Source organism: Paenibacillus catalpae (genome assembly GCF_900112695.1).
GTDB lineage: Bacteria > Bacillota > Bacilli > Paenibacillales > Paenibacillaceae > Pristimantibacillus > Pristimantibacillus catalpae.
Genome location: NZ_FOMT01000002.1, coordinates 702,329 through 728,556, shown reverse-complemented (window position 1 = coordinate 728,556; position 26,228 = coordinate 702,329). Strand labels below are relative to the sequence as shown.

Genomic DNA, 26,228 nt, shown 5'->3' with positions numbered 1-26,228 from the left:
GTAGCTTTTAAAGGAAATCGTTCGTATCTGGTGGAAAATAATTAGCATCATGAAGCTTTCGTTTAAGATTGACCATGTTCCGGGCCGTGTTCCGCCATTGCGGTTATTATATTATTTTAACATCAGGCTAAAAGGGAATCAATTTAATATTTTTATGAATGTGATAAAACTTTACTTTACAGCACATTGTTCGTGTTCTTATACTATGCCTAACATTTTATCAAAAGGGGGATGAACATTTGTATAGCAAATCAAGGAAATTTCAATTCGCATGTGCAATACTGGCCTTTATCATCTTAACTGTATCAGCCTGGGGAGGGTCATCCAGAGCAGCAGCATCCGGAGAGCCTGAGCCTTATCAGATAGTCGCGCTTGGCGACTCCCTGACCGCCGGATATGAGCATGGTTATACCGAGAAATCCATTCCTTACGGTTATGTCGAGCAAGTGTACGAGCAGGCGTTATTCCACGGCCTTCGTGCGGAATATGTCAATTACGGGATTATCGGACTCAAGGCTGAAGGACTAAATCTGCTGCTCCAGGCCGTCTCCGGGGGGCGATCCGTCAAGCCCGATGACATTCAGAAAAATCTGCAGGATCCGCGCAAGGACAACCTTGTCGGACAAACGGCTCAAATGGCTAAATCCATACAATCTGCGGACCTAATCGTTCTAACGATCGGAGGAAATGATCTTATTCCCGTTATGAGCAAGCTGGACTCCGGCGCAACAGCCGAGGAAGTTACTACATATATCCAAACCGTATTGGATCAGTATGAAAAAGATCTCGAAGCCTCGATCCGAACGATAGCGGCCCTAAATCCGGAAGCGCAACTGGTTATCTCGGATCAATATCTGCCGGTTCCGGCCCCGGTGAAGTTCGGCTCTGCCACGATCGAGCTGTACCCCGAAGCTAAACGCAAGCTCCTGCTTGACGGCGTAACCAAGCTGCGGAGCAAGCTAGATCAAGTCAGCACCCGAGTGTCGAAAGACGGTATCAAGCTGCAAATCGCTGATGTCAGCAGCTTGTTTGTAGGCCATGAGCTTGAGTTCACTTCCATTGCCGAAGGTGATATCCACCCGAATCATAAGGGTTATGCGGCAATGGGACGCGCGTTTGCGAATACGATTTGGGGGGATTACCGGACTGTCCGCCCGCGTCTGGCTAATGTTCAAATGTCTGTTGTAGTAGACGGCAAAGAACTGCCTGCCGGATCCGCTCCTCCCGTTCTCCGCAGCAACCGGAGCTTTGTAGCGATGAGGGATATTACGGACGCCTTAGGCGCGAAACTGGGCTGGAATAATGCAGCCCAAAGCGCAACCGTCACCTATAACAGCCATAAAGTCATCTTTACGATTGGTTCCGCTTATGTAACGATCGACGGCAAGAAGGTCAAGCTGACTACACCGCCAGCATTCCTGCTTAAATCAGGCAAGGAAACCAAAACCTATTTGCCGCTTGCCGCCTTGTCTGAAGCACTTGGCCTCCAGGTCACTTACCGCAGCACCATGCAAACCGCCTTCATTAATAAATAAATGCCGCAGTCCGCAAAGCGGCTCATATAGTAGAAGAAATTATTTTAGTTACTTATATTCCTTTCGTAACTCCTTCAAGAGCTCCAGCCCGCGCGCGGACCAGCGCATCAGACGGTCCAGCGCGGCGATCTGGGCGGCAACCGCCTCATGCAGCGAGACATTGTAATCCGGCACATCCCCGTCAAACGGCTTCAGATCCCGAAGCGGCACATTTGTTTTCTCCGTATAGCTCAAAGCTCTGCGCTCATGGAACATCGCAACATCCGGGTTATAGGGATGATGCAGATCCCCCTGTTCGGGATGCTTCAATACCGCCAGCACCTTAAATACAGCACGCGGCCCGTTCACTTCAACAATTTCACCAATATACTGTCCTGATCTTACATCCGCCTTGGCAATCGCGCCGGGAACGATAAAATCACGATTTATCTCTTGCATATGTAGAGTCCTCCTAAAAAGAATTATGAAGCAATTCTTGCTTCGTAAGCATAGCCTTTAATTTCCGTGCCTAATTTGCACATTTGAATGCTCGCTACTTATTTCCAATGTGCTATAATACCGCTTAGTACTTTGAACAATATTTATTTACCCAGCAGCAATTCACCCTATCATATAAGAATATTTTCTTGCAAATCAACCATGATCTATACGTTTGCGGCGCGGGCAGCCCGATATAGGACTATCGCACCTGCAACTTCAATAGCAGGATGACTTGTTTTAAATCGAGCAGAGTCGTAATATGGAACTAGAAAAGTAGGTGACATTATGCGTAAGAAAAGAGTGCTCCTGCTCTCCGAAGGATTCGGATCAGGGCACACGCAAGCCGCGCATGCGTTGGCAGCAGGCCTGCGCCAGCTCAACCCGGATATACAGACCCGCGTGATGGAGCTGGGCAATTTTCTTAATCCCGTGCTAGGACCTTTAATCATTTCCGCCTATCGCAAAACGGTAAGCAAGCAGCCGAAGATGGTTGGCTTGATGTACCGCAGCAATTATAAAAAATCGCTTAATCGATTCATGCAGCTTGCGCTTCACCGGATGTTTTATACCCATACCTCGCAGGTCATCGCCCAGCTTAAGCCGGACCTTGTTATCTGCACGCATCCTGTTCCGAACGCGGTTGTCAGCCGGCTGAAGCGGCTTGGCCTCAACATTAAGCTCTGCACCGTCATAACCGATTATGATGCGCACGGTTCGTGGGTGAACCAGGAGGTAAACAAATTTCTGGTATCGTCCTCCCTCGTGAAGGACAAGCTCATTAACCACGGTGTTCCCGATAACCGGATCGATGTCACCGGCATTCCTGTTCATCCTCATTTCTGGAAAAGCTATGACAGAGCAGAGATCAGACAGCAGTTTGGCCTGAAGGAGCTGCCTACCGTCCTTATTATGGGCGGCGGCTGGGGACTTATGTACGAGGACAGCCTGCTGGAATATATGACGAAATGGCGCGATCGCATTCAGTTTATTTTTTGCGTGGGAAACAATGATAAAGTGAAAGAAAAGATGCTTGCGAACCCGAGGTTCAAGCACGAGAACATCCGGGTTATCGGATTCACCAAAGAAGTAAGCAAGCTGATGGACGTAGCGGATGTGCTTGTAACAAAGCCGGGAGGCATGACCTGTACAGAGGGCATGAGCAAAGGCATCCCGATGTTGTTCTATGAGCCGATTCCCGGACAGGAAGAGCAGAATTGCGAGTACTTCATCAGGAACGGCTTCGGCGAGATGCTGGAGACGACCGAAACGGTCGACAGATGGATGGCTGCAATTCAGCAGACAGAAACATCTTCTCGTTACCGCCAAGCTTTGATTAACAAAAGAAACGAAGAATATAATCCGCTTACTTGTCCGAAAGCCGTCTTGCAGCTGTTGCAATGACGGCTTTTTGCTTGCACAAAATCCTCCCCCGTTCGAATAGTACAAACCTTTTCCGGTTATTGTTATTATAGAGAAGGATACGTAGATCGCAGTCGAATAGCAAAGGGAGCGGATTAGGATGAAGGAACGGAGCATGGACGGAAAAACAATCATTCTGCGTCTCGAGATCGATACCCAGCAGGCGTATTTCGGCAAAGCCGTCTCCGCCATTGAAGCGGCAGGCGGCGATATTGTAGCCATTGACGTTATTCAAACCGACAAGCAGATTAGCATACGGGACTTGACGGTCAAGATTGCGGAAGCCGGTGCTGCCGAACGGCTGCAAGCCGCTCTTCAGAGCGTGCCGGGCATTCGCCTCCGGCATGTGTCCGACCGCACTTTTCTTTTGCATCTTGGCGGAAAAATAACGATACAGCCCAAAACCCCCATACAAAACCGGGATGATTTATCACGCGTGTATACGCCGGATGTCGCGAGGGTCTGCCAAGCCATTGAAGCCGATCCCAAGAAGGCATTCACTCTCACCATCAAACGCAATACGGTTGCCGTCGTCTCCGACGGGAGCGCAGTGCTTGGCCTGGGCAATATCGGCCCTTATGCGGCAATGCCCGTGATGGAAGGCAAAGCGATGCTGTTCAAGCAATTTGCGGACGTGGATGCTTTCCCCATCTGCCTCGATACGCAGGATACCGAGCAGATTATTGCCTCCATCAAGCATCTCGCCCCTGCATTCGGCGGTATTAATCTGGAGGATATATCGGCACCGCGCTGCTTCGAGATTGAGCGCAGGCTCCGCGACGAGCTTGATATTCCGGTTTTCCACGATGATCAGCACGGGACAGCCGTCGTGCTGTACGCAGGACTTCTGAATTCCTTAAAGTTGACGAAACGAAATATTGAGGATACGCGGTTTGTCGTGTGCGGGATTGGCGCTGCCGGGACGGCATGTACGAAAATGCTTCTGGCAGGCGGTGCAAAGCATATAATCGGCGTTGACCGCGAAGGCATTCTGACAGCAGATCGTACTTACAGCCATCCAATGTGGCAGTGGTATGCACAGCATACAAATGAAGCCCGTATCAGCGGAGGGCTAAAAGAAGCGCTCGCAAATGCCGATGTATTTATAGGGGTGTCGGCTGGCGGCATTTTGACCAGAGAGCATATTGAATCCATGGCACCTGATCCCATTGTGTTCGCCATGGCCAATCCCGAGCCCGAAATTCGGCCCGAGCTTGCCGAGGATATTGTTGCTGTCATGGCTACGGGAAGGAGCGATTATCCAAATCAAATTAACAATGTTCTCTGCTTTCCCGGCATCTTCCGAGGAGCGCTGGACAGCCGCGCGGTCACCATCAACGAGCAAATGAAGCTCGCCGCCGCAGAAGCCATCGCCTCCGTCATCAGCGAGGATGAGTTAAGCAGAATCTATATTATTCCAAGCGTATTTAATACGAGAGTTGTCGAAGAAGTTCGCCGCCGGGTCATCCAAGCCGCGCAGGACAGCGGCGCAGCCCGCAGAAGACCACGGGAATAAGGAAAGCGATATAATACAATTTTGTCTTAATCTCGAATGGGAGATTAAGACAAATTGTTGTGCATGCCTGTCCGTTTATACTATAATAACTAGGTTAATAGTTTAATAGTATGACACCGCAGGAAGGATGTTTAACGAATGGCTAAGGCTTTAGCATCATTGCAGAAAAGGGAAAATATCCCTGAGCTGCTTCTCGTACGGGCAATGGCCATTATCGGTGTTCTGTCCGTTCACTCAACCTCGTTTGCCACTGTTGATATGGTAAATTCGAATTATTTTTTTCTTTATAACTTTTTCAATATTTTCATGAAAATCGGTACAACAACCTTTATCTTTCTAAGCAGTTTTGTCCTCTTCTATAATTATTACTCCCGGCCTTTGGACAAGCAATTGCTTGGAAGCTTTTATAAGAAGCGTCTGCTGTACATTATTATTCCGTATCTGGTCTTCTCTTTGTTTTACTTTACAATTCTGCATTTCACTTATTACCCGGACCGTTCGTTATCAACGGAATTTGATATTTTCATCGATAAAATATTAACCGGCAAGGCCTATACGCATTTGTATTTCGTGTACATCAATATTCAGTTTTATCTCATGTTCCCGTTGTTCCTGTGGCTGATGAAAAAATATCCGCGCACGGTCAAATGGGCGATTCCAACGGGCATTGCCCTCCAGTGGGGCTTCTTCATGCTTAATAAATACGGCCTGGAGACACCGGTTCCTAACCGAGGCAGCTGGTCATTCTCTTATTTCTCGTATTATCTGCTTGGAGCAGCTCTCGGAATCTATTATCCGAAAATAAAACAGTGGGTTATCATTGCAAGAGAACATGCTACCGCAGCCCGCGTAGCCACATGGATTGCCTTATGGGTTTGCTGGATCGCTGCCGGATTAACGCATGTGTACCTGTATTACGAAACCAGACTCCACCGCGATTCGTTTAATACTACATTGTTCGATCTCGTTTGGAATATTCATGGGGTGCTTACGGCCCTTGTATTAATTCAATTATCCTTTATTTTATCCAGAAAACTGCCAAAGGTCCTAACCCGTCTAATTGCAAGGCTTGGTGCATTATCGTTTGGCATTTATCTGATTCATCCATTTTTCCTGCTCGTCTACCGGCAATATCCGCTTGATACGGGAACGGCTTGGCTGCTTCATTTCTGGTATCTTGGAGGCTTTGCGCTCGCCCTCATTGGATCCTGGATCGTTGTTGGCTTCTTCGCCCGCTATGTGCCGTTTAACTGGATTGCCTTCGGTAATCTGCCAAGGCCGAAAAAACGGCCTGCACAGCCGGTTCTTCCGGAAAGACAGCTGGACGCGTAATTCATCTGTAGGAGGAAATAAGTTTGAGAATGAAAGTGATTGCTGCACTCCTCGTCATCGCCATTGCGATCACTTGGCCAGTGTCTCAGTATCAGCTGAACGCTGCTAATAACAAACCTGCACATTACAAAAACAAGGTTATTGTCCTCATGTACCATCATATTGATATGAAGGAAAGCGGGGCAACGATTTCCCCCAGCCGGTTCGGCACCCATATGAAGCTTCTGAAAGAGAACGGCTACAATGTCATCAGTGTTGAGCAGTTTATGGACTTCATGCAGAACAAGGGAAAGGTACCGGATAATGCAGTCGTCATTACCTTCGATGACGGCTATGAAAGCTTTAACCTATATGCGGTACCGATATTGAAGAAAAATAATTTTGTCGCCACTCATTTCATTATTGGCGCAAGCAGCGACAAACAAAATGTACACACCAAGCATTTGTCCTGGGATACCATGCGCAAGCTTAAAGCCGAGGGCTTCAGCTTCTACAGCCATACTTACAATCAGCATGACTATGTTCCGCTCGATAAAAAAGGACATAAGAAAGGCCCTATGCTAACCAATCAAATCTACCTGAAAGATAAAGGCCGGGTCGAAACCAAAAAGGAATATACGGCTCGCGTTGCAGCTGATGCGCAGCTGATGGAGAAACGTTTGAAGGAAGAGCTCAATAATACCCGTCAGATGATCGCTTTTCCGTTCGGCGCCTTTAACTCCACAGCCAAGCAGCTTGAGAAAAATGCAGGCGTCGCTTTATTCTTCACTACACATCCAGGCATCAATAGACCGGGTTCCGATGAAGTATTCCGCCTGAATGCCGGCACACCGGCGCTTACGGCCAATAAATTCCTCAAGATGATGAAGAAATACGGATGACGATCCCAAAATAAAAACCTTAGCCGGGACGGCTAAGGTTTTTATTTTGGGACTTATGATTGCGGAGTACCAACCGCTGTGCCGGATTCATGGGGCTCCACATGCACATGAACGCTCATAATGTTATGCTTCCCCTCCATCCGCTGCTCAATCTCATCGCTGATCCGATGGCTCTCGATAAGCGACAAGCCGGGATCAACCTGCACAATGACATCGATCAGAACATTGCTTCCATGTACGCGGGCCTTAATATCTTTTATCGATTCGACGCCTTTGGTCCGTTCAATAGTAGAACGGAGCGTCATCAGTTCATTGGCATCAAAGCCGTCCGTAAGCGCATGGGTCGAGCTGTAGAAGATTTCCCAAGCCGTCTTGCAGATGATACCGCCCACTACAAGCGCGGCTACCGGGTCAAGCCAAGGCATGCCAAACTGGGCGCCAATAATACCGATCGCTGCACCAACACTGACGAGCGCATCCGATAAATTATCTTTGGCCGCCGCATGCAGAGCCTGATTGTTAATCCGGTTGGCCAACCTGCGGTTATAGACATAAACAATCCCCATGCAGACAGCAGCAAACAAAGCGACCCACGCAGAAGTCAGTGAGGGCACCGTTTGCTCTTCCGAGAATAAGGAGCGTACCGTATTGATAATAACCTGCAAACCTACCGTAGCCATAATAAACGAGGCAATCAGAGCCGCAATCGTCTCCGCTCGAAAATGTCCGTATGGATGATCCTTATCAGGCGGCTTCTGCGATATTCGCAGGCCGATCAGTACGGCTGCCGATGCTACAATATCCGTCAGGTTATTAAACCCGTCCGCAACGAGCGCTCCAGAGGCGAACCAATAGCCGGCGCCAAGCTTGATGGCCGACAGCCCGATATACGCGCCGATGCTGACCAAGGCTCCCTTCTCGCCCTGCTTGATCTCTTCATACTGATTCATTTATATCCCCTAACCTCATTTCATCATTAATCCATGAATGCAATATGAGTTATCATACCCGAACAAATGGATGTGGGTCTAGAGAAACAGTGTTTACCATATACGCACTTTTATGCATGGAGGAAACTTATAATAAGGGATTGCTATTGCTCGGGACTCCATCGTGCTGCGTAAAAGGTTTGGACCTCCAATCGCTGTTGTTCCCCGTATTTCTTTAATCAATGGGCTAAGCGGTTGAAATCCGGGAACAAAGGCGAACGCTGCGCTTCTCCGGCTCAAACCTTTTACTCCGCACAGATAGGTGATCTCCTTACAAAAAGCAAATTCATATAAAATATAAAAAAACAAAAAGCCGTACGAATTTGAAATCGTACGGCTCAATATTGATTATTTATACCGCGTACATACGCTCGCGGAGAGCTTTAATCTCATCGCTCTCGAGGTACTCGTCATAAGTCATCATTCTGTCGATCAAACCGTTAGGCGTGATCTCCATGATGCGGTTCGCGATTGTTTGCACGAATTGATGGTCATGCGATGTGAACAGAACCGTGCAGTCCGTATCTGTTAAACCATTGTTAAGCGCCGTAATGGACTCAAGGTCCAAGTGGTTCGTAGGCTCATCGAGGACAAGCACGTTTGCACCGCTTAACATGATTTTGGAAAGCATACAGCGTACTTTCTCGCCACCGGACAGAACAGTTGCTTTCTTCATCGCATCGTCGCCGGAGAACAGCATACGGCCGAGGAATCCGCGGATAAACGTTTCGTCCGGATCTTTGGAGTATTGGCGAAGCCACTCCACAAGGTTCAGCTCAACGCCGTCGAAGTAAGGCGCATTGTCTTTCGGGAAGTAGCCTTGCGTTGTTGTAACGCCCCATTGGTACGTACCGGAATCAGCTTCCATCTCGCCCATGAGCAGTTGGAACAATACCGTTTTAGGAAGGCCGTTAGGACCAACAAAAGCGATTTTGTCGCCTTTGTTCACGGCAATCGTCAGGTTATCGATCACTTTCTCGCCGTCGATTGTCTTCGTCAGACCTTCAACAAGCAGCAGGGATTTGCCCGCTTCGCGCTCGCCCTTGAAGTTGATGAAAGGATATTTACGGTTCGATGGACGAATGTCGTCGAGCGTAATTTTGTCCAGCAATTTCTTACGGGAAGTCGCTTGCTTGGATTTGGATTTATTCGCGCTGAAGCGTTGAATAAATGCCTGCAGTTCTTTGATCTTATCCTCTTTCTTCTTGTTCTCGCCGCGTTGAAGAGCGAGAGCCAGCTGGCTGGACTCATACCAGAAGTCATAGTTGCCCACGTACATCTGGATTTTGCCAAAGTCGATATCCGCAATGTGCGTACATACCGTATTCAGGAAGTGACGATCATGGCTGACTACAACGACAGTGCCTTCGTAGCCGGACAAGAAATCTTCCAGCCAGCGGATGGATTCGATGTCCAAATGGTTGGTAGGCTCATCGAGCAGCAGGATGTTTGGTTCGCCAAACAAGGCTTGTGCCAGCAAGACGCGGACTTTCTCGTTGCCGCCCAGCTCAGCCATCTTCTTGTCATGCAGATCAGGAGTGATGCCCAGACCGTTCAGCATCTCAGCTGCTTGCGATTCTGCTTCCCAGCCGTTCATGTCGGCGAATTCAGCTTCAAGCTCGCCTGCACGCATGCCGTCTTCGTCCGTGAAGTCTGCTTTAGCATAAAGAGCGTCTTTCTCTTTCATCACGTCATAAAGCTTCTTATGGCCCATAATTACCGTTTCGAGCACGGCGAACTCATCGTATTCGAAATGGTTCTGCTTCAATACGGCAAGGCGTTCGCCCGGCGTAATATGAACTTCGCCGCTGGACTGTTCAACCTCGCCGGACAAAATTTTCAGAAACGTCGATTTACCGGCGCCATTGGCACCAATCAAGCCATAGCAGTTGCCTGGCGTAAATTTAATATTTACATCTTCGAACAGTGGCTTCTTCCCGAAGCGAAGTGTTATGCCGCTTGTACTAATCATTTTATTTAATCCCGTCCTTCTTTTCCAAACTCAATTTATCTCGAACCATTATACCACAGTCTGAACGTTCAATTACACCCAATGGGAAAAGATAAATGCAGTTTAAATGGCAAACTGCGCATTCAAATGTTCTTCTTATCGCTCCGCTTGCACTAAACGAATGACGATAACAACAAAAAAGCGGCCGTGTCCACGGCCGCTCTTTTTAATCCCAGTTCAACTTCACTTCATGGCCGCTGCGGGATGATTCATAGATCGCATCCAGAATACGGCTGTTGGTATAGCCCGAAAGCGCGGAGGAAATCGGCTCTTTGCCTTCGTTAATGCATTCGATGAAATGCTTGCTAAGCAGCACGCGGTCTTCTTCGCCTTCGAGCGGATCGATGTTGGACTCCACCACCTCGTCGCCTTCATGGGTGACGAATTTGCCGTCATTGCCAATCAGCGCTGCGCCGCCTTCCTTGCCCATCAGATGCACGAACGGATCTTGGCTCATGCCTGCCGAATGCGCAGCCCAGCTCACTTCAAGCGACAGCGTTGCGCCGTTGTCCAGCTTGATAAGCGCAGTTGCTAGGTCTTCAACGTCATAATAGCCTTCCCAGTTTGGCGTTCCCCAGGTGCCGATGCCGCGGCGCTCCGGACCAAACTCGGCATAGGTGGAGCCGTAGACGGACACTGGCTTTGGATTGCCCATCAGATAAAGGGCCAGATCAAGCATATGAACACCGATATCGATAAGCGGTCCGCCGCCTGCCATGTCTTTGCGGGTAAACCACGAGCCCCAGCCCGGGATTCCTTTTTTGCGGAACCAACCTGTCTTCACATTATATATGCGGCCCAAATCGCCGTTCTCAATCCGGGCTTTAATTGCACGGTTAATGCCGGTCCAGCGCATTTGCTGCGCCATCATCAGCACTTTGCCCGAAGACTTCTGCGCTTCATAGATCGTCCGCGCAGCCTCGGCATCAATCGCCATCGGCTTCTCGAGCAAAACATGCTTGCCCTGCTTTAACGCTTCGATTGCAAGCGGAGCATGGAACTGGTTCGGCACGCCGATCACAACGGCATCAATCTCCGGATCCTCAAGCAAAGCCTGCGGATTCGGATGAACCGTCTTCACGCCAAACTCCTCTGCTCTTTGTGCGGCAAGCGGTAAATAAGCATCTGTAATTGCGCTCACATAGACCGAATCTGCCCCTACCTTCGCGAATGTTTCCAAATGGACTTTACCAATAGCCCCTGCACCAATTATGCCAAGACGGATAGGCTGACTCATATTATCTAGTTTCCTCCTAAAGACGTACGTTTGTATATCATAAGTATAGCTCTCCGGCCCTGGAGAGTCATTGTGCTTATTTGGCTTACTCTTGTTCTCGTTTGCTATTTTCACGATTCGGACAGCGCCAGGTCTCGCCATGAGGCAGAATCTTGATCCGCTGCTCTTCGAGATCCCGTCTAACCCGATCATTCTCGAGCCGGTCAAGCGCCTCGCGCGGCGTATCATCGGCAAGCTTGAACGCACCGTAATGCATGGGAACAAACCATTTGGCCCCGGTATCCTCGAATGCCTGAAGCGCTTCCTCCGGCGTTACATGCTGCGGACCCATAAACCATTCCGGCTCATAAGCTCCAATTGGCATAAGCGCCACATCAATACGGAAACGGCTGCCGATCTCCTTGAAGCCGGGGAAATAACCGCTGTCCCCTGCAAAATATATCGTCGGATCCTTCGAATCATCTTCAACCGGCTCCATGATCCAACCTCCCCAATGGGAGCTGTTCATGTCCCACAGGTTGCGCCGGGTCCAATGCTGGGAAGGCACAAAGGTAATACGGATGCCGTCAATCACAACCGACTCCCACCAATGAAGCTCTTTGACATTCGTAAACCCCTTCAGCCTAAGCTTCGAACGAAGTCCAGCCGGGACAAGCATCAGCTTGCTGCCCTGAAGCCGGCGCAGCGATTGGATATGGAGATGATCGTAATGGGAATGGGAGATAAGGACGATATCAACAGGGGGTACATCATCAATCGGTATACCCGGCGGTGCCAATCTTCTCTGGAAAGCCATCTGCCCGGCCCAGACCGGATCCGTCATGATGTTCTTACCGGCAAGCTGAATGAAGAAGGTCGAATGCCCGATCCATGTCAAAGAAGGCATGGTCCGGTTCTGATGCAAAAAGTTCAGGTCCGGCTCTACGTTAGGAACAGAATACGAATAATCCTTCGTTTTTATTTTACGAAGCCGCTCTTGCCGCCATCTTTTTAATTGCTTCATGGAATTATGCAGCGGCACCGGCTCGATGTTCTTAAATTTATGCTGCCTCACCGTTCATCCCTCCTGATTGTCTTGTCCTGTAGTTTAAAGATACCAACTTGGGAATGTCCAATCAACTTTTATGAGTTAGTCAGCGGTATTCGCGAAAGCTGTTTTTTTCATGTACACTATGATTATAAGCTCAAGTTAGTGAACGGGAGGCATAAAGATCATGAAACTTATTTCGATAGAACCAACCCCAAGCCCAAATTCCATGAAGCTGAATGTGGATGAATCGCTCCCGCGCGGCGTCAGACAATCCTATACGAAAAAAGAGTCGGACTCCGCACCGGAGCCGCTCCGCTCGCTGCTTGCCATTGAAGGAGTGCGGAGTATCTTCCGCACGGCCGACTTCATCGCGCTGGACCGCGTATCCAATGCGGACTGGGCACGAATTCTCGCCGATGCAAGAGCACTGCTGCAAGGCGGCAGTGACGGCGACGATGCCGCAGGAGGAGCTGCTCTTGCCGCCGAAAGTTATGGCGAGGCCCATGTACTTGTGCAAATGTTTCGAGGAATTCCGATGCAGGTGCGCGTGAAGAACGGCGAGCGTGAAGCCCGCTCCGCGCTGCCGCCTAAATTCGCCGATGCCGTATCCGAGGCAGCCGGTGCTTCGATGATCCGCGAGCGGATGCTGGAGGAATTCGGCATCCGTTATGGCGAGCTTGAAGAGATTGCTGCCGAGATCGTGAAGGAGCTTGATGCTGCTTACACAACTGACCGGCTGCAGGAGCTGATTGCCGCAGCCCAGGCGCTTGGTCCGGGCGAAGAACCTGCCGCACCTGCAAGACCGGCGCCTTTGTCTGCCGAAGAAATCTCGGAACGGCTGGATTCGCCGGAATGGCAAATCCGCTACGCCGCAATGGAGAGAATGTCGCCGGAACCGGAACTGCTGCCGCTGATCGCCAGAGCCCTTCATGACGAGAACATGTCAATCCGCCGGCTTGCTGTTGTATACCTCGGCGATCTTCGCACACCGGAGGCCATGCCGTACTTGTTCGAGGCGCTGCGCGACAAATCCGTATCCGTGCGCCGTACCGCAGGCGATACGTTGTCCGATTGGGGCGATCCCGCCGCTACCGGACCGATGATTGAAGCGCTACGCGATCCGAACAAGCTTGTCCGCTGGCGTGCCGCACGCTTCTTGTATGAAGCCGGCGATGAGAGCGCCGTAGAGGCACTGCGCGAGGCGGCGAAGGATGCCGAGTTCGAGATCCAGCTTCAGGCTCAGATCGCGCTGGAGCGTATTGAGCGCGGCGAGGAAGCGGCAGGATCGGTATGGCAGCAAATGACCGCCGCCCGTAACCGCGAGCAGCAATAGGCTAAAGCCAAATAAGAGCCGTATCCCAAGCAGATTAGCTGCAAGGGATACGGCTCTTCATTTTTTATTGATAATCCAGCTGCACCTGCACAAGCATCGAACCGTCGTTGCCGTAAGGCTCATAATGGGCCGAGTAGCGGACAGATACATGCGCCTGCTTGAACGCTGTCGGAAGATCCGTTGCCAGCTCTGAGCCATGGAGATAACGGAAATGCATGCTGGTCTGCTCCTCCATCACGGCCTCGCGGATATCCTGCTCCAGTTCGACGAGACTTGCAACGGTATGCTCAGGCTCCGCCCAATGCAAACCAAGATCAGTCGTGAGCTTCTCGTAAACGTCCGCTTTCGCGCTGTCCGTGCTCTCCAGCCTGCTCAGCTCGCTGCTGTACGATTGCGTCGCTGCCGGATAGGATTTCACCCATTGATGATCAGCGCGCATCTCTTCATCCGTTTTTAAATAATAGTTGTAGCTGAGACGGGATTCCGCCTGCTGCGTGCCAGCCTGCTTCACAACCGGATCATCCCAGGTCATATCCAGATGGTACCAATTGCCACTTAGCTCCACCATATTCCAAGCATGATCGCCCGTTTTCACTTTGCCTTCTGCAATCAGAACCGGAATACCGGAAGCTTTGAGCATTTTATAAGCGAGCAGCGAATAACCTTGACATACGGCCGTTCCCGTCGTCAGGGCATCGTATGCGGTGTAATGCTTCAAGGTCTCGTCATACTGCAGCTTGTCGACAACCCAGTCGTGAATGGCCTTCACTTTCTCGTGCTCATTCATCTGCGGGGTAATAATCCGGGAGATTGCTTTACTTACCATTTCGTCAACAACGGCGGTCTGCTCCGTTGTCTCGCGGTATCTGGCCTCCAGCTTAATCGTGGACAGATTGCCCCAGCTGCGAATCGTATATAAATAGGAGTCAAGAATATAAGCCGTATAATCATCCTGGGACAACGCCACATTGATTGTATTCTGCAGCCCGTCAGAAAGCTTGTGCTTGTCTCCTTTATATTGAAGAGTAAAATGCTCGGATCTGCTTTGGAAATGAGATGCCAGCTCCTCTTCGAGCTGATCTATCGTGCCGCCGCTACTTGAGGCTGACGCAAATACAGAGAACAGATCGGATTTCATGTTCAAACCAATGGATGCAGCAAGAAGGGCTGCAACTGCCGTTATCTTCCAACCTGTTTTTCGCATAGGTACCTCCCGCTTTCGGGAATATTAGTTACTTTCTTCATTTTATGCGATTCCCTAACGTTATAAACACAGCAGTACCTAAAATATAAAATTGTAAGTCGTGTACTTATCATAACGGACTCTTTTTCACTATGGCAAGATAAGATTTCGTGTTAAATAATTGATAGGGTAATCATGTAATTGTTGGAGTGGCATTTGGTCATCTTGCATTTGATTATAGCAATGAATTATAGTAGTAAAGTAATAATAAACAGCTGTAATTATAAGTCATATTTGAGAGTTTTCACACCGTGCTCGGAGGCAGATGTACGCCCGTCAAATCCCCGCAGCACTTTTTCGTCTGTTTACCATGCATGTAAGCGAGAAATTAAACAAACCTATTACTAACGCGCAAGTCGCGAGCTGCTTTCGGCAAGATGCGGCAGCCGTTAACTGAAGGAAAGGGAGACGATTGGTTTTGAGTAACGGGTATCGGTGGAAAGCGCTTCTTAATAAGCCCTCTATTGTCTTTTCCATCATCATGATTTTAAAAATGCTTCTCGTCTGGATCATCGTGTTTGATGGCGGGACTGGGGATATTGTCAAAATGCTGCTGACCGGCATTTCATCTATTGGATTTATTTTCTGCTTGATTGAATCGTTCGCCTACAGAAAGAAGTTCATGACTTATCTGATTTGCGACTTGATTCTGACCGGAATTTATTTTGCCGTTATTATGTACTACAAGTATTTCGGCGTTATTGTTACTTATCATGAATTGCGGCAGGTCAATCAGGTCGGGGAGGTAAACAGCAGCGTAATCTCCCTTATGGATCCGTATTTCCTGTTTATCTTCACCGACATTGTTGCCTTGTTCATTCTGTATGCAAGCAACAAGCGATTCCGTACCTGGAGCCGCACCCTGTCGGTTAAAGGCAGACGCACCTGGTTCGTAGCCGGACAAGTGCTGGCTGTTGCCGCATGCGCAACAGCCATTATCCCTTACCGCCAGGATATGAATGAATTCCAGCAGGCGAAGAACATGGGGATCCTGAACTATGAGCTTTACGCAACGTTTGCTCCTTCCAAAGACTTGCCGATTAATGCGGAGGAAGTAACTCCGGCTATGGTCGAGCAGGAAAAAGGAAGCGCCCAGCCCGCTCAGCCTGCATACTGGGAAGCGGCCAAAGGAAAAAATGTCATTATCATTCAGCTTGAGGCTTTCCAAAACTTCCTGATTAACTTGAAAATCGACGGTCAGGAAATTACGCCGAACATGAACAAGCTGGCTGCCGATCATTTCTACTTCCCGCATTTCTTCCAGCAGGTCGGCCAGGGCAACACAGCAGACGCGGAGTTTGTTGTGAATACATCGCTTTACGTACCGCCAAACGGCGCGGCTTCCGAGGTTTATGCCGATAAAGAGCTGCCAAGCATGCCGAAGGCTTTTGCCGCTAACGGTTATCAAACGGCTACCTTCCATACGAACAGTGTAATGTTCTGGAACCGCGATCAGCTGTATAAAGCACTTGGCTGGGGCAAATATTATGATGACCGGTTCTTTGGCAAAGAAGACCCCGTTGCCTTTGGTCCGTCCGATGAGGTTCTGTATGCGAAGTCGGCTGATGAGCTTGCGCGCATGCAGCAAACCGGCCAGCCGTTTTATGCTCAGCTGATCTCCATGTCCGGTCATCATCCATTCCGTATCCCGGAGAGCAAATATAAGATGGAGCTGCCGGAGCGTTATAAAGACACGCTCGTCGGAGACTATATTGAATCACAGAATTATGCGGATTACGCCCTAGGCCAGTTCATTGACGAGCTGAAGAAAAACGGGGTCTGGGATAACAGCGTCATCGTACTGTACGGCGACCATCAAGGCCTTCCGATTTACTCGCTCGATAACGATGAGAAGAAGCTGATGAAAGAAATTTACGGCCGTGACTACACGCTGCCGGATATGATGAATATCCCGCTCATTATGTCCGTGCCAAATGAACCTCACCAGGAATTCCCGCAGGTCGGCGGACAATCGGATATTTTCCCGACCTTATCTAATTTGATTGGCGTGTCCATCAAGGACCAAGTCCATTTCGGCCAGGATCTGCTCAATCATACAAGCAACATCCTGCCACAACGTTATTATCTGCCTTCCGGTTCGTTCATCTCGGATAAAGGCGCATTTATACCGGGCTCCGGTTATGCTGACGGCAGCACGTACCCGCTCGCAGGCGGCTCAACAACAATTCCGCAGGATACCGAAGACACCTATACGAGAGCACATCGTTTGATCAGCATGTCTGATGAATATGTCGCTTCTCTGCCGAAATGGAGCAAGAGCGAAGTCAAGTCGCCGAATGACAGCACACAAGTTGCTTCCGCGAAATAATAAAAAGCACAGCAAAATCCCCTCCCGTTTACTTATCGGGAGGGGATTTCTTTTACAACAGATTAACTTCACGGATCTTCTCGAGCGGGATTTTCGGCTTGCGGTCCGCTGTCAAGAGCCCGTTCACTTCCTGCTGGACATCGGTTATCTGGGTATAGCAGTAGCCGACGATGTAATCTCTGTCCTTAATCGCCTGATGAATATTGCGGAACCGGTTCAGGAATGCTTCATCGGAGCTTACCTGATTGCCATACCCCCAGCCTGCTTCAGTCTGGAAGGCGATCCCGCCGAACTCGCTTACAATAACTGGCTGTCCCTTGTACTCATAACCCTCTGCAAAAGCATACTTCCATTGGTTGAAGGAACGCTCGTTGTTCAATATTTCGTCCTTGTTGCTGTAGCGCTTCTCGAACTCTTCCCCCGTCTCGACATAGTCGTGAAGGGTCAGAATATCGGACACCGTATGCTCCCAGCCGTCATTCGTAATGACCGGACGATACGGATCAAAGCTTTTGGTCAAATGATAGATCGCTTCGGTGAACTTCTGCTGCTTCTTATCCTTCTTAATATTCATGACGCCCCAGGATTCATTAAATGGAACCCAAGTGATGATCGAAGGATGATTGTACTGCTGGCGCACAACCTCCATCCATTCCTTGGTGAATTTATGAACGGCGTTATCATTAAATTCAAAGGTAGCAGCCATTTCAGACCAGACGAGCAGGCCTTTCACATCGCACCAGTACAGGAACCGCGCGTCTTCCACCTTCATATGCTTGCGTACGCCGTTATAGCCCATCGCCAGGATAAGATCGATGTCTTCGATCAAAGCTTCTTCCGAAGGCGGGGTCAGATGGCTCTCCGGCCAATAACCCTGATCCAATATAAGCCGTTGATAGAGCGGCGCATTATTAAGCAGAACACGGCCTTTTTCGATCGAGATCTTTCTCATGCCGAAGTAGGAATAGACGTGATCCAGCTTGGTATCGCCCTTATACAAAATAAACTCCACATCATACAGATTCGGATGCTGCGGCGACCAGTTGCTGTGCTTCCATGGTCCGTTCACCTCATGAACGAGATCGGCATCAAGCTGCAGCCATGGGCGGTCAATGATCATACTCAGCTGCTTGACCTGCTTGCCTTTCAGGCTGATGACCGTCTCCAGACGAATATCGGAGGCCGAATAGTCACCTTCTACCTGGTATTCGAACCGAACGGTACGATTGTCGATATCCGGGGTGATCTTAACAGAGTCTACATGGACGGGAGACACAAACTCCATCCATACCGACTGCCAGATCCCTGTTGTCTGCACGTAGAAGCACTCGAAATTATCCTTCACCCAGCGCTGCTTGCCGCGCGGCTGCGTGGCGTCTTGGCTGTCTTCTGCCTTGACCGTCAGCTGATTCTCTCCGCCAGCGGTAATATACGGCGTAATATCAAAGGAGAATGCCGCATAGCCGCCTTGATGCGAACCTACGTAAGTGCCGTTCACCCATACCTTTGCAACATAATCTACAGCCTGGAAATGCAGCAGCACTTGCGAGCCTTCCGCATCCGCCGGAATATCAAGCGTACGGTTATACCACACATAAGGATGATGCCTTTCATCGCCAATTCCGCTTGCCTGCGTCTCATACGTAAAAGGTACGTTGATTTTCAAATCGCCGGTGAATTGAGAAGGCAAACCAGCTTCGCCCGTATTCGCATCATCAAATGCAAAATTCCATTCTCCGTTCAGATCGATCCATTGCTCGCGGGCGAATTGCGGCCGCGGGTAGTTTTTGATGTACATTTTGGTTGTCATACGGTTTCCCTGCTCCCTGTTACGCTTCATTTGCTGCGTTGTATTTATGAAAAAAGTTAGTTATTCCGCTGATACTTTCATATGGCTGAACTGCCAGCCTGACGAGCTTGTTCTTAAGCCTACCCGGCCATGCAAAAACGCGTTCCGGTCCGTCCATTCAAGAAGCGGTTCCTTCTGATCGCCGTCATACACGCTGATTTTGGTGCCATCCAGCTTGATTCGAATCTCGCGGGCTATGCCGTTCTCCAGCTCAAGCACGCCAGAAGTCAGCTCCTGATTTACTTCATAGCTGACCTTTCGCAAGATGATTCTGCCGTTGCGCAGAGCCAGCTCATAGCCGATGAAAGAATCTGCTACCTGATCGCGGAACGAGGATTCCATCGTTGTACGCAGCAGAATCGAAGCTTCGCCTTCCGCTGTTTCGGTCTGCGTAACCTGGACGCTAAGATCCATATCGGTCCACCGGGTATCCCCGCCAAACATCATCGCATTATTGCCGTCCAGCAGCAGTCCAGTCGTCCCGTTGTCTACCCGCCAATCACCAAAAGTTGAATCCGGGTCGAAGCTGACCTCCTGCTCGCCTTCTAATACAGCCGCTTCACTCGTTTCGATGAACCTGATGTCCGGGCTGCCCTTCCCCTTCGCAACGGTCAGCCACTGCAGTCCTTGCTTTAATGAGAATTTTCCAAGCGGAACCTTCATCCATTCCGAAGAATCGTCCTCGGTTGCGAATGCCTCCGCTTTCAGCTTCACGGACCGTTTTACGCCGCCGGCCTCCACCTCTAGCGTCGAGCCGGCTGAAGCATCCGATACCATCGCGGCAACGGTATAGTCACCATCCGCTCGTACATATACCGGGAATGCCAGCTCGGCTTCCGGGCCACTCAGCTCAGCCGAGTAGCTGCCGTCAGGAGTTCCTTCCCGATGAACCGTGATGCCTTCTTGACCAATAGATGCGGCATGAACAGCTTCCTTCGTGCCCGGTACTTGCTTAATCGCTTTATTGTCGCTGCTGCCGCCCGCTTCATTCGTGAACGCAGTGTAATGAAGCTCCGGCTTCAGTCCGCCTTTCCAGGCATAACCGATCCGTCCGGCTTTTGCCGTCAGCTGCTGATTATCGAGAAGTAAAAGCCCATCCCAATACACCCGTGTTCCGTTTTGGTCCGCTTCTACCCGAACCGTATGCAGCTTGGAGAAGTCCATGCCTTCAGGCAATGATGCTTGCTGAACCTCTTGTCCCGTTTCCGTATCCGACAAAGAAATGGAACGTCTGCCCGGATTAATCCGGACACTGCGGTAATTGTCTTCATCGGTATAGGAGAAGATCGTCTCCAATTCACCGGAAGACGGAACGGACTGCCCGTTGTCCACGACAACGTTATACTCCGCGGTAAACCGTTCTTCCGTTGAAACAGTCGTTACCCAAGACTCATCTGCTCCGGAAACGTCTGCCGGTTGCCATTTCTCGGCCCCTGGGCTGTCGCCCAGCGGATCCCGGAACGCCGGAAGTTCCGGCGCCTGAGCAGGCATGCCATGCGTTGGACCAAGCACGGACATTTTATCCCCGTTGAAAGTTAACCGATCCATATTGAGCTTTCTTACCGGCGGCCCTTCGGCTGACTTGCCGGCCAAATTGTGATAAACGATGTAATACGAGTCCATATCCGGTCCAAGAACCGTCGCACTATGGCCAAGGCCGTTAAAATCTGTATCTGTCGACATTATAATAGGGTTGTTATCAGGAATCGTATAAAGGCCTGTCGGCGACTCATGCGCCACTGCGTAGTTCACGCGGTAGCCCTTGGAGAAAACATGATTGCCGGTATAAGTCATGAAATAAACGCCGTTTCGCTTAATGATCATCGAGCCTTCCGTCCAATGCCCAAGCGACGTATTCAGCTTATCGCCTGCCTCGATCGTATAGGGATCGCTCATAGGGCTTGCCATAATCCCGCCGGATTCCGCATGAGTGAAATACCACTTGGCATCATCGTCAATAAAAACGGAGCCGTCAATGGTAAGTCCAAGATTGTCGGTCTTGACGGTGAACGGTCCTGTCGGACTGTCGCTTTGCAGCACATAATGGCCTTTGCCTGCCGGAGAGGTATACATATAGAAGGAACCGTTCCAATAGACAACCTCAGGCGCATAAGCACCTTCGGTGAGCGGCTCTTCCGTTACCAGCCCCTCGTAGCTCCAGTTCACCAGATCATCGGAGCTCCAGGCTTTAATGCCGACCCGCCAGTCCTTCGTGCTGCAATATAAGTAATACTTGCCGTTATAGCGGAGCACATAAGGATCGCCGATGCCGTAATCCTCCCATTCCTGATCCAGCATCATGGGATTCTGGTAGGTCCGGTCCAGCGTTAAGCCTTCTCTGACCTTCGCTTCATCCTGCTTCTGCGTCATCATCCATATCCCCCCTCCTCCTGCTGCCAGTACAACCGCGATGCCAAAGCCGATCAGGGATCGTTTCATTTGCCATGCGCTCATGTCATTACCCCTTAATACCGCTGATTGCCATCGATTCGATGAAATAACGCTGCGCCATAAAGAACACGATAACGACCGGCACAAGGGCAACAATCGATGCCGCCATCAGAGACGGGTAGTTTGAAGTGGAAATATAGTTGGACTGCATGCTTGCGATAAGAACCTGAATCGTTTGACGCTCTGGCGTATGCAGGTAAATCAGCGGACCCATAAAGTCATTCCAGATGCCCATAAAACCAAGCGCGGCTTGTGCGGCGATCGCCGGCTTCGCAATCGGAAGCGCTACGGTTGTAAATGTCCGGAAGTAGCCGCAGCCGTCGATTTTGGCCGCATCGATCAGATCGTTCGGAATCGAGCCCTGCATAAACTGCCGGAAGAAGAAGATCGTCACGATATTGCCGAATAACCCCGGAACAATGAGAGGGGCAAGCGTATCCACCCAGCCCAGCTCGGAGAACCCGATATACTGCGGAATCATTACGACTGAATACGGAATCATCATCGTTCCGAGAAGCGCCATAAAGATCCATTCCTTGAACGGGAATTCAAACTTGGAGAAGGCATAAGCAGCCATCGCTGCGACGAACAAACCGACAGTAAGAACAGTAACAACGACTATGGCGCTGTTCATAAAGCCGTATAATAGCGGTGCCTTCGACCATACATCCTTATAGTTGAGCCAGGTCAACGGTTCGGGAATCCATTGCGGCGGTACATCAAACACATGCTGCTGTGTTTTCAGCGAAGTCGATACGGTCCATACAAGCGGGCCCAGCATAATAACGGAACCCGCAAGCAGCAGCACGTAGATCATCGTATTTATAAGACGGCGTTGATTAGCCATTGCGTAGCGGCCTCCTAATCCTGGTACACCCACCGCTTGGACAAGCGGAATTGTACCAATGTAATGATAAATATAAGGATGCCAAGCACCCAGGCAACCGAGCTTGCATAACCCATGTTGAAATATTTGAACGCTTCTTGGAAAATGTAATACACAATTGTCGCACCGCTGTATTCCGGTCCGCCGTCTGCAGCCAGAATGTACATTTGGCTAAAGGACTGGAACGTGCCGATAATGCCCATGACAACCACATAGAAGTGAATCGGCGACAAAAGCGGAAGCGTAATATGCCTGAATTGGTGCCAACGGGAAGCCCCGTCAACTTCTGCTGCTTCGTAATAGGTTGAAGAAATGCCTTGGAGTCCGGCCAAATACAGCACCATCGTGCCGCCTACACCGCCCCATAATCCCATAATAATGAAGGATGGTTTTACCCAGTTCGGATCACCCAGCCAGTTCGGCCCCTGCGTTCCAAAGACTTTCCAAATAAACTCGTTTACCAAGCCGTAATCATAATTCAGCATCCACTGCCACAGGAGGGAAACGGCAATGATCGGCGAGATGACAGGGATATAATAGATCGTCCGAAAAATCGAGATGCCTGCAAGCTTGCGGTTCATCATAATGGCAAGAATCATGGAGACGATCATGCCAAGCGGAATACCGAGGAGCAGGAAAACGGTATTGTAGAGCGACTTATAAAACTTCTCGTCATTAAACATGTAATTAAAATTATCGAAACCTACTACCTCTGAAGGCGTCAGCATATCCCAGGACATAAAGCTGAGACCAAATGAAGTGAGCAGCGGCGCCAGTCCGAAGATCAGAAACCCGAGTACGGGCGGTGTGACGAATATAAGAGACCAGATGATTTCTTTGCGCCGGTATCCGGTTATTGTTTTCTTCATTATTAATCCTCCCTGGCCGAAGGTGAGAGGGGCAAAGACGCTGCCCTTCGGCTGTCATCTTTGCCCCTTTAACTCGGCAAGTTCAACCTGCTTACTTATTGCTTTCGTCAAACAGTTTTTGCAGCTTCGGCTGTTCAGCCTTCACAAAGTCAGCTGCGCTTTGCTTGCCAGTCCAGACAGCACTTGCGTCCTGCCAGAACGTATCGAGCCATTTCGTGTTTTTCGAGGTGTTCTCAATTGGAGGACGGCCATAGTCGGAAATAATATCAAGGAACACTTGACGGGTCTCCGGTTTTTTATCCATTTGCAAGAACTCGCCTTTTGCCATATCCATCAGGTTTGGTACCGCTTGACCCAGCTCATAGTTTTGTCTTTGCGAGTCTTGATCAAGGCTGAGGTATGCAGCAAGGCGGAAGGCGTCATCAGGGAACTCGGTTTTGGCCGATACGACAAAGCCAAGCGAGCCGAGCCATGTTGCTGTCTTGCCTGTATTCGGGCTGGCTGGCCATGCCGCGATATCCCAGTTGAATGGCAGATCCCAGAAGCCCGGCTGATCCCATGGTCCCATCGGGAACATCGCAATCTTGCCAGCTACGAAGCGCGCATAGCCATTTTGTGCTTTCTCGTCATCCGGGGAAGGACTTACTTTATGAACAAGGTTAAGGTCAGCAACAAATTGCATCGCTTGCGCAAATTCAGGAGTGTCGATTGTGATGTTGCCTTTTCCGTCTGTCCAATCGCCGCCATTGGCCCATACGGCAGATTCCGTGGAATAGCCTGCTACGCCAAAGGTATCGATTTTACCGCGTTCGTTAGCTACAGTCAGCTTCTTCGCGTCGGCAATCATATCATCCCATGTGTATTCGCCGGCTTTTGCACTTGGATACGGAAGACCTGCCTTATCAAACAGATCCTTGTTGTAAGCAAATGCCCAAGGGCCAACATCCTTCGGCAAGCCGTAAATATCGCCTTGACCGGATGCCGTGCCGTCATAACGGTAACGGTCCAGCGCTGCCGGCCATACATTGTTCTGATCGACCAGGCTGCTCGATTCAAGCAATGACTGCAGGTTCATCAATACGCCGCTGCTTACAAGCTTGTTGAAGTTCGCGCCGCCTGCATAAAATACATCCGGCGTTTTCTTCGCTGCGATCAATGTATCAAGCTTCTGATAGTACTCGCCTGGAGGTACAACCGTGTACTTTACCTTTTTGTTCGGGTATTTCTTCATATAAGCATCGATCAGCGTTTGGAAGACAGCCTTCTCGGTATCGCCGCCCCAGCCCATAAATTCAATATTGGACTTCGCGTCAGCACCTGCATCCGCACCTTCACCTGCTGTTCCTGCATTCGAAGGACTCTGCTCTGCCGTATTCGCGCTGTTGTTTTTTCCGCTGTTCGAGTTTTCCTTGCTGCCTCCGTTATTGGAGCTGCAGCCCGTAAGGACAATAATGAAGCAAAGCACTGCGGCCATCCATACCTTACCGCTTTTCCATGTCGCCATTTGTTCCTTCCCCCTTCATAATGAATGAACGATTCCCAGTAACCCGTAAACAAATAAGCTCTGCCCCTTATGTACAGTCTGACCGGCCCCCGCTAGCGTTCCTTGAATCAGGCTCGACAATACCGACATATTTTTTAATTTGTTTCAACTTATTTGTTTATAAACAAAATATACAATCCAAAATTCGTAATGTCAACGCTTTCTTTCAATAAAACTGTATCATTCAACAAAAAAGTTCCAGATGCCTTTGTTCTCACAAAACATCTGAAACAATTGGACGATCTATCTAGTTATTCGTATTGCATGCGCATAATAATACCCTGCGCATAATCGCCAAACGATTTGCCAAACAGATTCATTCCTCCCTGATGCTTCGCATCCTGTTTCAGTCCGATCCGGAAAGTAATATACGGCTTCTGATCCAGATGCAAATCCCGAAGCGTCGTCATCCCGCTTTTCTCATTGTCGACGGTGCTGCGGCTTTCGTCCACTGCCCAAGTTTTGAGCAGCCCGTGCTGGGTGCTGGAGTCATTCCACCATGGGGGATTAAGCTTGCCCCGATGGTCTCCGAAATCACCCGGCGAAATCCAGGAGCCTATCTCCACATCATTCACCCACACGGTAATTTCCGACGGCCAGTCGTTATTATAGTTCGGCGCTTCCGAGCATAATTCAAGCGAGAATTCGAGTGATTTCACTTTGGCGCCAGGCGGAACCTTCTTCGGGAACCGGTACTCAATCCAGCCTTTGCGGAACCAGATGATCTCTGCTGTACGGCTGTCCGGATGATAAAAGTTGTCCGGCTCGTCCTCCGTAAACAGCATGCCTGTCGTATTTGCCATTCCGCAGGTGGGAAGGATATCAAAGTTGATGAAATGGCCAATCGGCATTTCGACTTCCACCGCTTTGCTCGTATTCTGGTAAAAGGCAATCGGATTAAGTATCATGCGCACATCGTCAAAATTTCGGCTGCAGACCTTCATCGCCCCGCGGGACGCCGGCTGCAGCTCGGTCAAAATCAGCTCCGCCTCCTCCAGCACCTTCACATTGGTTGCCGCCGTTGAGACAGGAATATGAAGCGCTTCTGCGATTTCGATAATGTTCAGGTTTGGTTTGGCAAGCAGCAGCTTGATGATGCCGATTCTTGTATGTGTACTGAGAGCATGCGCAACCTTTACGAGACGATCGGGCTCGTCTATCGTTAATTCTAACAACGCAAAGTCCCTTCTTCCTCTATATCGAATAAGTTTCTTACAATAAGATTAGCGCGATCGCTCTAATTTGTCTAGTTTATTTGTAACAAAATATAATTTTATTTTTTATTACACTTTTTC

The 26,228-nt window shown here is 49.7% G+C and carries 19 protein-coding genes; 7 read left to right on the top strand and 12 right to left on the bottom strand.

The window, feature by feature from the left end:
• The first annotated feature begins 239 nt into the window (after positions 1 to 239).
• Positions 240 to 1,535 (top strand): stalk domain-containing protein, encoded by a 1,296-nt coding sequence (locus BM200_RS10905; RefSeq protein ID WP_091184979.1) that lies wholly within the window; start codon positions 240 to 242, stop codon positions 1,533 to 1,535.
• Positions 1,536 to 1,583: 48 nt separating this feature from the next.
• Here BM200_RS10905 and BM200_RS10900 read toward each other — a convergent pair whose 3' ends face one another.
• Positions 1,584 to 1,973: a kinase-associated lipoprotein B gene (locus BM200_RS10900; protein ID WP_091184976.1), complete on the bottom strand. Its 390-nt coding sequence runs from the start codon at positions 1,971 to 1,973 to the stop codon at positions 1,584 to 1,586.
• 327 nt (positions 1,974 to 2,300) lie between these two features.
• Here BM200_RS10900 and BM200_RS10895 point away from each other — a divergent pair, with 327 nt between their 5' ends.
• The 4 genes from BM200_RS10895 (at position 2,301) to BM200_RS10880 (ending at position 7,163) form a co-directional block, all read left to right on the top strand.
• A complete protein-coding gene (locus BM200_RS10895) occupies positions 2,301 to 3,416 on the top strand; it encodes an MGDG synthase family glycosyltransferase (protein WP_091184974.1) in 1,116 nt (371 codons plus the stop codon).
• Between the two features lie 118 nt (positions 3,417 to 3,534).
• The gene (locus BM200_RS10890; protein WP_091184971.1) at positions 3,535 to 4,950 is read left to right on the top strand and encodes an NAD-dependent malic enzyme; all 1,416 of its coding nucleotides are present in this window, start codon (positions 3,535 to 3,537) and stop codon (positions 4,948 to 4,950) included.
• A gap of 138 nt (positions 4,951 to 5,088) precedes the next feature.
• Complete coding sequence (locus BM200_RS10885) at positions 5,089 to 6,282, top strand: acyltransferase (protein WP_091184970.1); 1,194 nt, start codon at positions 5,089 to 5,091, stop codon at positions 6,280 to 6,282.
• A 29-nt stretch (positions 6,283 to 6,311) separates the two neighbouring features.
• A complete protein-coding gene (locus tag BM200_RS10880) occupies positions 6,312 to 7,163 on the top strand; it encodes a polysaccharide deacetylase family protein (protein ID WP_245773012.1) in 852 nt (283 codons plus the stop codon).
• A gap of 53 nt (positions 7,164 to 7,216) precedes the next feature.
• Here the strand turns inward: BM200_RS10880 and BM200_RS10875 are convergent, their stop codons facing one another.
• The 4 genes from BM200_RS10875 to BM200_RS10860 all read right to left on the bottom strand — a co-directional run bounded on the left by BM200_RS10875 (position 7,217) and on the right by BM200_RS10860 (position 12,454).
• Positions 7,217 to 8,113 carry a cation diffusion facilitator family transporter gene (locus tag BM200_RS10875; protein WP_091184964.1) on the bottom strand — a complete coding sequence of 299 codons (897 nt, stop codon included), beginning with the start codon at positions 8,111 to 8,113 and terminating at the stop codon, positions 7,217 to 7,219.
• A 391-nt stretch (positions 8,114 to 8,504) separates the two neighbouring features.
• Entirely contained in the window at positions 8,505 to 10,124 is a 1,620-nt protein-coding gene (locus BM200_RS10870; RefSeq protein ID WP_091184962.1) for an ABC-F family ATP-binding cassette domain-containing protein, read from the bottom strand.
• Between the two features lie 205 nt (positions 10,125 to 10,329).
• On the bottom strand, positions 10,330 to 11,400 hold the full coding sequence (locus tag BM200_RS10865) for a Gfo/Idh/MocA family protein (RefSeq protein WP_091184959.1): 1,071 nt from the start codon (positions 11,398 to 11,400) through the stop codon (positions 10,330 to 10,332).
• An 85-nt stretch (positions 11,401 to 11,485) separates the two neighbouring features.
• On the bottom strand, positions 11,486 to 12,454 hold the full coding sequence (locus tag BM200_RS10860) for an MBL fold metallo-hydrolase (RefSeq protein ID WP_091184957.1): 969 nt from the start codon (positions 12,452 to 12,454) through the stop codon (positions 11,486 to 11,488).
• 160 nt (positions 12,455 to 12,614) lie between these two features.
• Between BM200_RS10860 and BM200_RS10855 the strand changes: the two genes are divergently transcribed.
• Positions 12,615 to 13,763: a virulence factor gene (locus tag BM200_RS10855; protein ID WP_091184954.1), complete on the top strand. Its 1,149-nt coding sequence runs from the start codon at positions 12,615 to 12,617 to the stop codon at positions 13,761 to 13,763.
• A 64-nt stretch (positions 13,764 to 13,827) separates the two neighbouring features.
• Here the strand turns inward: BM200_RS10855 and BM200_RS10850 are convergent, their stop codons facing one another.
• Entirely contained in the window at positions 13,828 to 14,967 is a 1,140-nt protein-coding gene (locus tag BM200_RS10850) for a transglutaminase domain-containing protein (protein WP_091184952.1), read from the bottom strand.
• Positions 14,968 to 15,424: 457 nt separating this feature from the next.
• On the opposite strand from BM200_RS10850, the gene BM200_RS10845 reads away from it, so the two are divergent.
• Complete coding sequence (locus tag BM200_RS10845) at positions 15,425 to 17,335, top strand: LTA synthase family protein (RefSeq protein WP_091184950.1); 1,911 nt, start codon at positions 15,425 to 15,427, stop codon at positions 17,333 to 17,335.
• Between the two features lie 52 nt (positions 17,336 to 17,387).
• On the opposite strand, the gene BM200_RS10840 is transcribed toward BM200_RS10845, so the two are convergent.
• The 6 genes from BM200_RS10840 to BM200_RS10815 all read right to left on the bottom strand — a co-directional run bounded on the left by BM200_RS10840 (position 17,388) and on the right by BM200_RS10815 (position 26,108).
• Positions 17,388 to 19,145: a glycoside hydrolase family 2 protein gene (locus tag BM200_RS10840; RefSeq protein ID WP_091184947.1), complete on the bottom strand. Its 1,758-nt coding sequence runs from the start codon at positions 19,143 to 19,145 to the stop codon at positions 17,388 to 17,390.
• Between the two features lie 60 nt (positions 19,146 to 19,205).
• Positions 19,206 to 21,638, bottom strand: coding sequence for a family 43 glycosylhydrolase (locus BM200_RS10835; protein ID WP_091184945.1), 2,433 nt, complete (start codon positions 21,636 to 21,638; stop codon positions 19,206 to 19,208).
• A 4-nt stretch (positions 21,639 to 21,642) separates the two neighbouring features.
• Complete coding sequence (locus BM200_RS10830; RefSeq protein ID WP_091184942.1) at positions 21,643 to 22,482, bottom strand: carbohydrate ABC transporter permease; 840 nt, start codon at positions 22,480 to 22,482, stop codon at positions 21,643 to 21,645.
• Between the two features lie 14 nt (positions 22,483 to 22,496).
• Positions 22,497 to 23,390: a carbohydrate ABC transporter permease gene (locus tag BM200_RS10825; protein ID WP_091184939.1), complete on the bottom strand. Its 894-nt coding sequence runs from the start codon at positions 23,388 to 23,390 to the stop codon at positions 22,497 to 22,499.
• A 91-nt stretch (positions 23,391 to 23,481) separates the two neighbouring features.
• Positions 23,482 to 24,894 (bottom strand): ABC transporter substrate-binding protein, encoded by a 1,413-nt coding sequence (locus BM200_RS10820; protein ID WP_091184936.1) that lies wholly within the window; start codon positions 24,892 to 24,894, stop codon positions 23,482 to 23,484.
• A 290-nt stretch (positions 24,895 to 25,184) separates the two neighbouring features.
• The gene (locus tag BM200_RS10815; RefSeq protein WP_091184934.1) at positions 25,185 to 26,108 is read right to left on the bottom strand and encodes an ArsR/SmtB family transcription factor; all 924 of its coding nucleotides are present in this window, start codon (positions 26,106 to 26,108) and stop codon (positions 25,185 to 25,187) included.
• Positions 26,109 to 26,228: the final 120 nt, after the last annotated feature.

What these genes read in the sequence shown, in the direction of transcription:
- BM200_RS10850 (WP_091184952.1), bottom strand. Translation starts at nt 14,967, where the DNA reads ATGCGAAAAACAGGTTGGAAGATAACGGCAGTTGCAGCCCTTCTTGCT.
- BM200_RS10875 (WP_091184964.1), bottom strand. Translation starts at nt 8,113, where the DNA reads ATGAATCAGTATGAAGAGATCAAGCAGGGCGAGAAGGGAGCCTTGGTC.
- BM200_RS10840 (WP_091184947.1), bottom strand. Translation starts at nt 19,145, where the DNA reads ATGACAACCAAAATGTACATCAAAAACTACCCGCGGCCGCAATTCGCC.
- BM200_RS10880 (WP_245773012.1), top strand. Translation starts at nt 6,312, where the DNA reads ATGAAAGTGATTGCTGCACTCCTCGTCATCGCCATTGCGATCACTTGG.
- BM200_RS10895 (WP_091184974.1), top strand. Translation starts at nt 2,301, where the DNA reads ATGCGTAAGAAAAGAGTGCTCCTGCTCTCCGAAGGATTCGGATCAGGG.
- BM200_RS10885 (WP_091184970.1), top strand. Translation starts at nt 5,089, where the DNA reads ATGGCTAAGGCTTTAGCATCATTGCAGAAAAGGGAAAATATCCCTGAG.
- BM200_RS10855 (WP_091184954.1), top strand. Translation starts at nt 12,615, where the DNA reads ATGAAACTTATTTCGATAGAACCAACCCCAAGCCCAAATTCCATGAAG.
- BM200_RS10825 (WP_091184939.1), bottom strand. Translation starts at nt 23,390, where the DNA reads ATGAAGAAAACAATAACCGGATACCGGCGCAAAGAAATCATCTGGTCT.
- BM200_RS10870 (WP_091184962.1), bottom strand. Translation starts at nt 10,124, where the DNA reads ATGATTAGTACAAGCGGCATAACACTTCGCTTCGGGAAGAAGCCACTG.
- BM200_RS10820 (WP_091184936.1), bottom strand. Translation starts at nt 24,894, where the DNA reads ATGGCGACATGGAAAAGCGGTAAGGTATGGATGGCCGCAGTGCTTTGC.
- BM200_RS10830 (WP_091184942.1), bottom strand. Translation starts at nt 22,482, where the DNA reads ATGGCTAATCAACGCCGTCTTATAAATACGATGATCTACGTGCTGCTG.
- BM200_RS10865 (WP_091184959.1), bottom strand. Translation starts at nt 11,400, where the DNA reads ATGAGTCAGCCTATCCGTCTTGGCATAATTGGTGCAGGGGCTATTGGT.
- BM200_RS10835 (WP_091184945.1), bottom strand. Translation starts at nt 21,638, where the DNA reads ATGAGCGCATGGCAAATGAAACGATCCCTGATCGGCTTTGGCATCGCG.
- BM200_RS10890 (WP_091184971.1), top strand. Translation starts at nt 3,535, where the DNA reads ATGAAGGAACGGAGCATGGACGGAAAAACAATCATTCTGCGTCTCGAG.
- BM200_RS10900 (WP_091184976.1), bottom strand. Translation starts at nt 1,973, where the DNA reads ATGCAAGAGATAAATCGTGATTTTATCGTTCCCGGCGCGATTGCCAAG.